The organism is Sphingobacterium siyangense (genome assembly GCF_007830445.1).
Taxonomy (GTDB): Bacteria; Bacteroidota; Bacteroidia; order Sphingobacteriales; family Sphingobacteriaceae; genus Sphingobacterium; species Sphingobacterium siyangense.
This window is the reverse complement of sequence record NZ_VLKR01000041.1, coordinates 39409-50677: the sequence shown is the minus strand read 5'-3', so window position 1 is coordinate 50677 and position 11269 is coordinate 39409. Positions and strand designations below refer to the sequence as shown.

9 protein-coding genes are annotated in these 11269 nt (G+C 38.0%); 5 read left to right on the top strand and 4 right to left on the bottom strand.

The genetic code is table 11. The annotated features are described in order from the left end of the window. Positions 1-77: 77 nt before the first annotated feature. On the top strand, positions 78-287 hold the full coding sequence (locus IQ31_RS24440) for a hypothetical protein (RefSeq protein ID WP_145330733.1): 210 nt from the start codon (positions 78-80) through the stop codon (positions 285-287). A gap of 41 nt (positions 288-328) precedes the next feature. Beyond that, positions 329-892: a hypothetical protein gene (locus IQ31_RS24435; protein ID WP_145330731.1), complete on the top strand. Its 564-nt coding sequence runs from the start codon at positions 329-331 to the stop codon at positions 890-892. A 322-nt stretch (positions 893-1214) separates the two neighbouring features. Here IQ31_RS24435 and IQ31_RS28130 read toward each other — a convergent pair whose 3' ends face one another. Continuing rightward, entirely contained in the window at positions 1215-1349 is a 135-nt protein-coding gene (locus tag IQ31_RS28130) for a hypothetical protein (RefSeq protein WP_257786995.1), read from the bottom strand. Positions 1350-1482: 133 nt separating this feature from the next. Beyond that, the gene (locus IQ31_RS24430; RefSeq protein WP_075993116.1) at positions 1483-1857 is read right to left on the bottom strand and encodes a VOC family protein; all 375 of its coding nucleotides are present in this window, start codon (positions 1855-1857) and stop codon (positions 1483-1485) included. Between the two features lie 593 nt (positions 1858-2450). On the opposite strand from IQ31_RS24430, the gene IQ31_RS24425 reads away from it, so the two are divergent. Next, positions 2451-3092 (top strand): DNA alkylation repair protein, encoded by a 642-nt coding sequence (locus IQ31_RS24425; RefSeq protein ID WP_075993115.1) that lies wholly within the window; start codon positions 2451-2453, stop codon positions 3090-3092. Positions 3093-3760: 668 nt separating this feature from the next. Here the strand turns inward: IQ31_RS24425 and IQ31_RS24420 are convergent. Together IQ31_RS24420 and IQ31_RS24415 are read right to left on the bottom strand one after the other, a co-directional pair. Next, positions 3761-4243 (bottom strand): adenylyltransferase/cytidyltransferase family protein, encoded by a 483-nt coding sequence (locus tag IQ31_RS24420; RefSeq protein ID WP_145330729.1) that lies wholly within the window; start codon positions 4241-4243, stop codon positions 3761-3763. A 15-nt stretch (positions 4244-4258) separates the two neighbouring features. Further along, on the bottom strand, positions 4259-4741 hold the full coding sequence (locus IQ31_RS24415) for an adenylyltransferase/cytidyltransferase family protein (RefSeq protein ID WP_083663667.1): 483 nt from the start codon (positions 4739-4741) through the stop codon (positions 4259-4261). Between the two features lie 199 nt (positions 4742-4940). Between IQ31_RS24415 and treY the strand changes: the two genes are divergently transcribed. Then, the gene (treY, locus tag IQ31_RS24410) at positions 4941-9143 is read left to right on the top strand and encodes a malto-oligosyltrehalose synthase (RefSeq protein WP_145330727.1); all 4203 of its coding nucleotides are present in this window, start codon (positions 4941-4943) and stop codon (positions 9141-9143) included. Positions 9144-9151: 8 nt separating this feature from the next. After that, on the top strand, positions 9152-11260 hold the full coding sequence (gene glgX, locus IQ31_RS24405; RefSeq protein ID WP_145330725.1) for a glycogen debranching protein GlgX: 2109 nt from the start codon (positions 9152-9154) through the stop codon (positions 11258-11260). Positions 11261-11269 lie beyond the last annotated feature (9 nt).

The window sequence follows — 11269 nt, the reverse complement described above, 5'->3', positions numbered from 1 at the left end:
CAGCCAGTATGGCAGTTGAATAACAGCTTTAAACGCACTACGCATCCCTAATTCTATTTCAATTTTGAGGGGTCAGCTTGTTCAAGTATATCCAAAAGGTAATTATCGCACTTCAGGTGGAAACAGGTTGGTCCATTTTTGTCGTCTATAAACAAACTCCGGATGGCGAATTTGTTTCTTACAGCAAGTACGGCAGCCATACAACGATATTTCGAAATACAAAAGAAATTGTGAAAAAGTCTAACGGTACAGAAATCATGACGTACAGCATTGCACCTCATTTGTAGTGAAGTATTATCTTATCTTACAATCAAAAGTAATTTAAATTATGAAAAAAGTTCTCTTAAGTTTAGTTGTGTTAATGTCCACATCTTTTGTTTTTCATTCGAACGCTCAAACACATAAAGACGATAATTTTGAGTTTTTTGATACTGTCATAAATAACCACAATCAACTCTTTCAAATGTCTTGCATTCCATCTGCTATCGAAATGATCTTAAAGTATTACAAAGTGGTGGATTTTGATTTTTACGGCTTACAAATTAAATGGCAAAACAAAGCAGATGGTTCTTTCCGGGATTTTGACAATAAAGAATTATACGGTATTACTTTTACTCAAAAATTTGTTTTACCCCGAGATTCTAGCTTTCCTGTGGACAGCCTTTTTCAAACGATAGAAAATGAATTGAAGTCTGGGAAAAAGGTTATTATCTCCCTTCCGGCAGATGGTGGCTGGCATATGTTTGTTATATGCAAACAAACTCCGGATGGAGACTTTGTATCATATAGCAAACTTGGAAGTCATACATTAATACTTAGAAATACAAAGGAGATTGTGAAAAAGTCTAATGGTACGGAAATCATGACCTATCGCACTCCTCCTGGTATGTAGCCTTTGCGAGAAAGCCCTTTTAAGAATAGTTCCCTATCATTTTGCCAAACTGTTATTTGGTCCCAATAAGTCTGGAAAAATCTACAGGATTCTGATCAGTCAAAATCAAATTTAAAGTTTATATCTAATAAACTATTTAGTTCATCCGCAAGTTGGATTTGCACTAGTTCCCTTAATTTTGGTCCCAACAAGCATTAAAATCAAGGTTAGTATTGACATCTCCTTATAGCGGATTGACAGAAATGAATCTGCACATTTTGAAGACTATCCTTAACAGATAACTTCCTTTCCAATTGTCCTCTTTTTTATCGTATTGAAGTAGCTAGGTTTCTGGAGAGATTTTCTCTCCTTTATCGGTTGAATGTTCACCAAGCGTAATCGTGATCTCTGAAGGAAGTGCGGGAATAATTTTGGCATAGGCTTTTTCGCCACCAAGGAATTCGATTATTGCTGACATCGCCTTGTAACCAATTCCCGGCTGAATAAGAACTCAGCTATGCCGCCATAATGAATCTCGGTGCCATGAAAAATAATACCATTCAGCAATAAAATTGTTTAAATCTGTAAAATACGCTACCCAGTGGATTTCGTTATTTTTTTTGCGTTTTTTGTAGGTTGAATACCGTCCCGGCTGGGTCAGTAATCCAATGCATATTTTCCGGTAATTCTTCAATTTCATCACAGGTTTCCACCCCGTTGGATAGTAAATATGCTGTCGCCATTTCTACGTCAGGAACCATAAGCTGTAACCAAGTTTCAGAATGTGTGTAATTGTCCACACAGTCAAGCCATATAATATTATTGCCGAATTTTACTTCACATGTCCTCGACACAGTTGGGTTGTTAATCGGCTTTTCCTCCACGTTAAACTTTAAAACATCCCTATAAAAAACGACTGTCTTTTCATATTTGCTTTTGGGAATTTTTAGGGCAATATTAATTCCTGCCTCAAATTTTGTGTTCATATTTTGTGACTTTAGGTACTATACAAAGTAATCAAAATGCTAAATCAATACTCTTATCTTATGGCAAGATTTGCACATTTTATACTGAACATTATCATTTTATTCTTTTTTAGTCGAAATGGCTTTTTATCTTTCCTTTTTTATAAATTTAAAAGATAATAAAAGGCTGTTGCTTAGGTTCTTGAAAGATTGAAGGATTTCTAATCCGCGGCTATCGCCAATACGCGACCCGTTGGCTGTAATTTTAAACCAAAGCTCAACCAAAATAAATAATATCTTCACAATTTAAATCTAAAAAACTATGGGACATTATTATAATTACGTCAATGTGCTTTCTTTAACAGAAAGAGAGTTTAGTGATAAATCAACCAAGAAGTTGATTTAAAGAATCTAGAAAATTTACTAAATCGAATTCTGATGAAATAGAATAGTATTGCCAAAAGCGGGGAGGACTTGGGGCAGAAACTTTTCGGCTCTAAAAGAACTTATGTCGTAGCTTGACATGTTGGTGCTGCGAAAGGGCCGTCTTCACCAAGCTGCCGAACCGTTACAAGCAACCGTGAAAATGACGTCAAACAAATAACAGGACTGAAATGAAACTTTCACATAAATTAGAAAATATACTGACAAAGATCACTGAAAAGAACACGAAACTTGGAGACTTACGAATTGTTGCCAAGGATATTAAAAAAGACCACGAATTGGCAATGGAACTTTGGTCATCCAAGCTTTTTTTTGCTCGTCAATTGGCAATCTTGATTATGGACAAGAAACTTTTAACCGAAGAAGTGATTGATCAATTAATTGCGGACATTAAGCAACATAACGAAAACGAGAAACTTCAAATGATTGATTGGCTCATGGCGAACCAACTAACAAAAGACAAAAAGACAATTGCTTTAATAGAAAGTTGGGCAGATAACCAGTCCTCGCTAAAAAGACGAATTTATTGGTATTTTCAAGGCCGTTTGCGCTGGACTGGACAACCACAACCCAACAGCGAAGAATTACTTACTAAAATTGAAAGTAAAATTGAAAAAGAAGAGCCGGAAGTGCAATGGGCAATGAATTTCACAACAGGTTGGATTGGAGTTTATGAAAAAAAATATCGAAATCGTTGTATAGCACTTGGCGAAAAAACTGGACTTTATAAAGGGAAAATGGTTTCAAAAGGTTGTACACCTGAATATTTACCAGAATTTATTGTCATTGAAAGCGATAAACGAAAGCTATAAAAGCATTATTTTTCGAATATCCACAACTGACTGACCAAAAGCCTGTGATAATAGGCCTATTAGTAGAATACATATAAATGATAGCTTACAAATCGAGAAAATCCCCATTGTATTAATATATAGCTCAGTATCTAAATTACACATCTATTTTTTATAAAAAATGATTATCTAACTCTTTGTGAATTATGATCTAGTTTAAAAAAAGGGAATTCACTGTTTAACAATGTTAGACTGTAAAACTGAATTTCTTATAAGCATAAAAAGTTGATTAATGTCCAGGTTAGGGGATAAAACCGATTGGACATAATTTGTACATCGCTTTGCTTCCCCAAGAAAAGTTTGATGTACAATGAGTAAAACGACCGTGTCGGGATAAAAATAATTTACAAACGAAAAGAAAAGTGCTGTGTCTTTAAATACGAGGCGATAATCTATCAACAGCAATTCTGGCCTTTCATTGATGTAAGAATTGCTGCTGATAGAATCAATAGAAGTTGCTTCAAGTACAATATTTGCGGGACTTTGTATATGCTCAGAAAAAAGTATACGGTAGGCGAACAGTAGCTTTCTCAAATTCGTAATAATACCAATATTGATTTTTTCCATATCTAACGATATTATTGTTATTTACAAGCTTTCTACTTATCGCTACCGATATATTGACACCTTTAAAATTGAGGTATACGTTGATTTAGGGATAGCATGTCAGATTGTGCTGAAAAGCATTTTCTCCCTTTTTCGGCTTCTTTATCACTTACAGTTTTTCGAAGTGATTGGCTCGAGAACCTATTTTTGTTTTTGGTATAGCATATTTCGATTCCTTCCGAGATACAATAATCCTTTCCTGAAAAATCGACCAATTTATATTCTTCACCTATAAAATACTTGTGAATGGGCAGCGACTGAAGCATATCCGTGATGTCTTTATCCGATTCAAAAGGAATAATTTCATCAACAAATTGACAACCCTCCAATTTGATAAACCGTTCAACCATTGTTTGTGCTGCATCTTGGGATTCAGCATTCTGTATGTTTGAATCGGTTTTAAGTCCTACAACCAAATAATCACATTTGCTCTTAGCTTCCTGTAGTGCAACAATATGGCCCACATGTAACATGTCGAATACGCCGAAAATAATACCTACGTTCATATATTCATTATTAGTTTATGCATTTATACGTTTTAAGGCGTAGTTAACTCCCTCATTTATGTTCACGACAGAACCCGGACTGACTCTTTCTTTCGATGCAATTATTCGGCGTAAAGAAGAACTCGAAAACCTGTTTTCCCGTCTATTGAAATACAATTCTATTCCTTTTTCTTCGCAATATTGCCTTCCTGTAAATGCTTTATCCATATATTCATCGCCTAAAATCCGCACATGTATTTTGAACGAACGTAGTACATCTTCCAGATCCTGTTCTGTTGCATATGGAATAATCATATCTACATGTTTACATGCCTTTAATTGCATATAGCGTTCAAATACAGATTGTGTTGGTTTGTTTTTCTCTGGACGATCAAGTGTTGGATCGGTTTGTAGGCCGCAGATCAGAAAGTCGCAATGTTCTTTGGCATCTTCGAGCATTTTAATGTGACCTGCATGGAGCAGATCAAAAGCAGAAAACGTAATTCCTATTTTTTTCATTTTATATTATTTTATAAACTGCAATTATTGAAGAGGTATAGGTAGAACGTAGCTCAAAAAGATTCGTTTTAATTTTAAATTATTTTTTTTCTGCAGTATTTTCAGATTTCTTAGACCTTTTTCCATCTCTCTTTTTTGAAATTCGTATGAACTAAAATTGCTGGCCGACGTTCTGATCTAAAATGAAATTCAGCGAGCCATGCAGATGAATAGAAATGTATCTATAAATACACCAAAGACTACTTACAGAATTCAGTTTCACAAAGAATTTAACTTTTCCGACTTCAAAAGAATCATTCCTTACTTAAGAGACCTGGGCATCGATACAATTTATGCTGCACCTATTTTTCAGTCAACACCAGGGAGTATGCATGGTTATGACGGCACAAATTTGAATAAAATAAATAGTGAACTTGGTACGCTGGACGAGCTGAGATCCATTAAAAAAGAGTTAAGTGAATATCATATCAAATGGTTACAGGATATTGTTCCTAACCATATGGCGTTTCATCCCTCGAATGAATGGCTAATGAATCTGCTCGAATTTGGACAGACATCAAAATTTAGCCATTTTTTTGATACCTGCTATAGTTCCAATTTATTCGAGAAAGGAAAGTTAATGGTGCCTATCTTGTCTAAGACTTTAGACGAAGCGATTTCAAACCATGAAATTGCTGTCGTTTTCTCAGACGATAGTCTTCGGCTTTCTTATCAGGAAAACCTTTATCCACTTTCCCCTGAATCCTATTTTTTCGTCCTTAATGATTATTTAAAAGAGAGCCAATCGGATTTTAGTGGACTTCTGGTTCAAATAAATACGGTTCAAGCTAATGGAGATGTCGAGGAATGGAGACAGCTGCGTGTCCATATTTTTAAGAACCTTTCTAATGAGAAATTAAAGCATGTCCTTGATCAATTTAATAATAATCTGGAAAGTATTCACGAACTGGTAGCTAGTCAGATTTATGAGCTTTGTCCTTGGTGGTTTACAAATCAACGTATAAATTTTAGACGTTTTTTTACGGTCAATGAATTGATTTGTTTAAATGTACAAGACAAACATGTATTTGAGCAGTCTCATAAGCTGATAAAAAAACTTGTCGATGAAGAACTGTTTGATGGATTAAGGATTGATCATATTGATGGACTTTATAAACCTACTGACTATTTATTTAATTTGAGGAAATTAATCGGTCCACAAACTTATATCGTTGCTGAAAAAATACTTGAACAGAGGGAGAAACTTCCACTCGAATGGCCTATACAGGGAACAACAGGCTACGATTTTTTGTCGGTTTCCAATAATGTTTGCTCCTGTAAATCGGGAAAGAAAATATTGGATAAGTATTATAGAAAAGTCATTGGAGAAAATCTATCCATTAAAAAACAACAGTATATAAAAAAGAGCATAATTCTCGATGAATACATGCAGGGCGAGCTTAATAACCTGGCCCGGTCATTGGCATCACTTTTAGCCGTTAAAAGTCCGAATAAGCTAGGGCCTTTAAAAGATATTCTAACCTCTTTTCTAGGATTTTTCCCTGTTTATCGATTATATGACGAAAGCTTTCCACTGGTGGCAAACAATTTTGATCTGCTGTCTTCTCTTTTTAAAAAGTTGACCCGAAAGCCCGAGCTCGATCAAAAGCTGGTTAATCAATTTCGAGAACTGTTTGAGCAAGCACAGGCAGATTCAAAATCGCTGAGCCATACTGTTGTGGCTGATTTTTTTCTCCGATGTATGCAGTTGGCGGGCCCAGTAATGGCTAAGGGTGTGGAAGATACGTTAATGTATACATACAACCGTTTTATAGGACACAATGAAGTCGGCGATCATCCGGATAACTGGGGGCTAAGTAAAAAGAAATTCCACAGATTAATGCAGGAAAGGCAAAAATTTTGGCCACTGTCCATCAATGCAAGTTCTACACACGATACCAAACGTGGTGAGGATTCGCGAAGTCGCTTATTAGTCCTCACTGCTATGGCTCAGAAATGGGTTAAACAGGTTCAGATCTGGCAAGATGTGGTTTGGAATGAATATCGAAAAGACCTCCCACATCCGAATGATGAATATTTTATTTATCAGTCGCTGGTAGCCTCATATCCAATGGAAAAACAGCATGGAGAAGCATATGACGTATTTGAAAAACGTTTTTTGGACTACATGGTTAAATATCTACGCGAAGGGAAAGAGCGCTCGAGCTGGGAAAATCCAAATTTAACCTATGAAGACGCTGTTCGGGAATTTGCCTCTTTTTTGCTTGATAAAGATCGTCCATTTTTTACGAGCTTTTATCAATTTATTGAAGCGGTAGCTGATTTCGGGATTTTAAACTCGCTTACACAGCAAATCTTGAAATTTACTTGTCCCGGTGTACCTGATATTTACCAGGGGTCGGAACTCTGGAACCATAGTTTTGTTGATCCCGACAATCGACGACCGATAGATTATCAATTAAGTGAAAATCTGCTGAAGGCTATTGAAAATATGCCCAACGACAGTCGAATTAGACAATTATGGCAAAATAGATACGATGGGACAATTAAGCTATGGTTAGTTAGGGAATTGGTAAAACTCAGAAAGCATGATGCTGCACTTGCATCAGATAGCAGTTATATTCCATTAAAAGTAAGCGGTCGTTATCGTAAACATATTTTGGCATTCGCGCGTAGATCTGGCGATGATTGGATGATCGTAGTACTTCCGCTACACTTGGCTGCTATCGGTAAAATCTCCAAATTCGTACCTGGCTCATTTGACTGGGCAGATACGAGCGTTCATCTTTCCGTAAATCATTCCGTGACCTGGCATCACATGCTATTTGACATAGTGGGCGAAGGCACAGAAATTTCAGTGAATGCCATTTTTAGGGATCTTCCAATGGCTATTTTAAAATACAAAAGTGCCCCACCTAAGCGTAGTGCGGGTGTTTTGATGCATATCAGCTCATTGCCATCATCCTATGGAATTGGTGATTTGGGATCCGGAGCTCGTCGTTTTGTTAAACAGCTGCATTATAGCGGCCAAAGCTGGTGGCAGGTACTTCCTTTAGGGCCGACAGATGTTGAGCAAAACCATTCTCCTTACAGCACCCTAAGTAGTAGAGCAGGTAATCCGTTATTCATCGATTTAAACGAATTACTAGAATTTGGCTTATTGGAAAGAGGGGAACTAAAGACTTTAAAAAGAAATAGTTCTAAAACAATAGACTTTGCTGCTATAGTGTTCACAAAATACAAACTTTTGGAGAAGGCATTTAATCGTCTTTCTGTTCAACATGCGCTTGATTTCTCCGAATTTGTAGACCGTGAATCTTCGTGGCTTAAGGATTATGCGCTTTTCAAAGTTCTAAAAAACAGACATGGGAATCGTCCTTGGTACGATTGGCCAACACAATACAAACATCGCGACAGCGCCGCACTTAACGATTTTGCAATTGAATTCGCAGATGAATTGCGAAAGGAAAAATGGTTTCAATACCTATTTTTCAGACAATGGGATGCCATAAGAAAGTACGCATACGATTATGGCATAAGATTTATCGGTGATATCCCATTTTATGTTGCCTATGATTCTGCCGATGTTTGGGCCAATCCGCACTATTTTTCCATAGGAGCAAATGGTATTATTAAAAATGTTGCTGGGGTTCCGCCTGATTACTTTAATGCAGCGGGGCAATTATGGGGAATGCCGACTTATCATTGGGGATCGCTCAAAAAAGATGGCTACAAATGGTGGATTGAGCGACTGTCACACAATTGCGCGCTGTTTGATAGGTTACGGCTCGATCATTTTAGGGCATTTTCTTCCTATTGGGAAGTTCCCTTTGAAGAAACTTCCGCCAAGAATGGACGTTGGTCAACAGGTCCTGGTTCGGATTTTTTTGATCAAGTAAAAGTTCATTTAGATGACATGCCTTTTATCGCTGAAGATCTTGGAGATATCGATGCGAAGGTATATGATCTGCGCGATCAATACAACTTTCCGGGCATGGCGGTTTTACAGTTCGCTTTTGATAACGATATGGCACATTCACCACATATTCCACATCATTATTGCAGAAATTCTGTTGCCTATCCTGGAACACACGATAATAATACGACACTTTCTTGGTATGGTGAAGATCTTAAATCATCGAGTAAAATAAATATCAATACCTATTTTGGACAAATTGTTGACAGTGGAAATGTAAATGAGGTCCTCATACGATCACTTTACGCTTCTGTCGCAGATACAGTCATTGTTGCGATGCAAGATATCCTCAATCTTGATGGATCGTGTCGTATGAACCGACCTGCCAGTACGACCGGAAATTGGCTGTGGCGCATGCAGAAAAGGGCTTTTTCTCCAAAACTTCAGGCGAGATTAAATGATTATACAAAATTATACAACCGTTAAACATAAAGATGGAAACAAAAATCAATACTGGAAGCCCTTATCCTTTAGGCGCAACTTACGATGGAGAAGGGGTTAACTTTGCCCTTTTCTCCGAAAATGCCGAAGCTGTCGAACTTTATCTCTATGATAGTTCGAACCAACAAGAAATCGAGAAATTTAAAATAACGGAGAAGACGCATCAAGTTTGGCATATTTATGTTTCGGGAATTAAACCAGGACAACTATACGGTTATCGTGTGCATGGTCCTTACGATCCGGCCCAGGGGCATCGTTTTAACCCGCATAAATTACTGATTGATCCCTATGCAAAAGCAATTTCGGGTGTCGTACAATGGAATGATGCTTTATTTGCGTACAATATAGGAGAGGACGATTTGAGTTTGGATACAACTGATAGCGCTCCTTTCGTCCCGAAATCCGTAGTTATAGACGGTCATTTTGATTGGGGGGACGACCATCCTCCGCGTATACCGATGCACCAAAGTGTGATTTATGAAACACATGTAAAAGGTTTTACAGCAACTCATCCGGAGATTCCCGAAGAAATAAGAGGAACATACGCTGCCTTGGCGCATCCTGTCACCATAAATTACTTAAAGGAATTGGGGATCACTGCAATAGAATTATTGCCTATACACCATTTTATTACAGACCGTCACCTACAGGATAAAGGACTAACTAACTATTGGGGATATAACAGTGTTGGTTTTTTTGCCCCTGATGTACGCTACTCTGCTTCAGGTACCCATGGAGAACAGGTCGTGGAATTCAAGGAAATGGTAAAGGCACTTCATGGGGCAGGGATAGAAGTTATCCTTGATGTCGTTTACAATCATACTGGAGAAGGAAATGAAATGGGGCCAACACTCTCTTTTAGAGGAATTGACAATGCTTCATATTATCGTTTGGCTGAAGATCCACGTTATTATATGGATTTTACTGGAACAGGCAATACATTGAATACCCGCCAGCCTAACGTACTACGGTTGATCATGGATAGTTTACGCTATTGGGTGCAGGAAATGCACGTTGATGGATTCCGTTTTGATCTGGCATCAGCATTAGCGCGGGAGCTCCATGACGTAGATAAATTGAGCTCTTTCTTTGACGTTATCCATCAGGATCCCGTGATCTCACAGGTTAAACTAATTGCCGAACCATGGGATATTGGAGAAGGAGGGTATCAGGTCGGCGAGTTCCCCGCCGGTTGGGCCGAATGGAATGGAAAGTATCGTGACTGTATCCGCGATTATTGGATCGGAGCGGACAGTATGATCGCTGAATTTGCTAATCGCCTGACTGGATCGTCCGATTTATACCGGGGAGACAATCGTACACCTTCCGCCAGTATAAATTTCATTACTGCTCATGACGGATTTACGCTCCACGATCTGGTATCGTACAACGAAAAGCACAATGAAGCTAATGGTGAGGATAATAAAGATGGAGAAAGCCACAACCGCTCCTGGAACTGTGGGGCAGAAGGACCTACAGATGATTCTACGGTAAATAACCTAAGAGAAAAACAAAAAAGAAACATGCTCGTCACATTATTTCTTTCCCAGGGAGTACCTATGCTTGTCGCTGGCGATGAACATGGGCGAACACAGCAGGGCAATAATAACGCCTATTGTCAGGACAATGAGATTTCATGGCTCAACTGGGACAATGTGGACGTATCTTTATTGGACTTCACTAAAAAATTGATCCATTTTAGGCGAGAACATCCGGTATTCTGTCGTCGCAAATGGTTTCAAGGATTGCCTATCCGCGGTACAGGTGTTGAAGATATCGTATGGTTTCTTCCAGATGCATCTGAGATGGATGATCATCACTGGCAGGAAGACTATGCGCGCTCACTCGCTGTGTTTTTAAACGGTGCGGGAATTAGATCAGTAGATACCGATGGAAAGAAAATCGTGGATGCTAATTTTTACCTGTTATTTAATGCGTATTGGGAAGATGTAACCTACACGCTCCCCGGTGAAAATTATGGGGCTGGTTGGTTTAAGATCTTAGATACGAATAATGATACGATAGAAAGCTTTGGAAACTATTCAGCAGGAGATGCTATTTTAGTGCCCTCACGTTCTATACTTTTATTTCAGTCACAATAAAGTGGGGAT

Coding starts and splice junctions, on each gene's coding strand:
- IQ31_RS24425 (WP_075993115.1), top strand. CDS start 2,451: ATGAAACTTTCACATAAATTAGAAAATATACTGACAAAGATCACTGAA.
- IQ31_RS24420 (WP_145330729.1), bottom strand. CDS start 4,243: ATGAACGTAGGTATTATTTTCGGCGTATTCGACATGTTACATGTGGGC.
- treY (WP_145330727.1), top strand. CDS start 4,941: ATGCAGATGAATAGAAATGTATCTATAAATACACCAAAGACTACTTAC.
- IQ31_RS28130 (WP_257786995.1), bottom strand. CDS start 1,349: ATGTCAGCAATAATCGAATTCCTTGGTGGCGAAAAAGCCTATGCCAAA.
- IQ31_RS24435 (WP_145330731.1), top strand. CDS start 329: ATGAAAAAAGTTCTCTTAAGTTTAGTTGTGTTAATGTCCACATCTTTT.
- glgX (WP_145330725.1), top strand. CDS start 9,152: ATGGAAACAAAAATCAATACTGGAAGCCCTTATCCTTTAGGCGCAACT.
- IQ31_RS24415 (WP_083663667.1), bottom strand. CDS start 4,741: ATGAAAAAAATAGGAATTACGTTTTCTGCTTTTGATCTGCTCCATGCA.
- IQ31_RS24430 (WP_075993116.1), bottom strand. CDS start 1,857: ATGAACACAAAATTTGAGGCAGGAATTAATATTGCCCTAAAAATTCCC.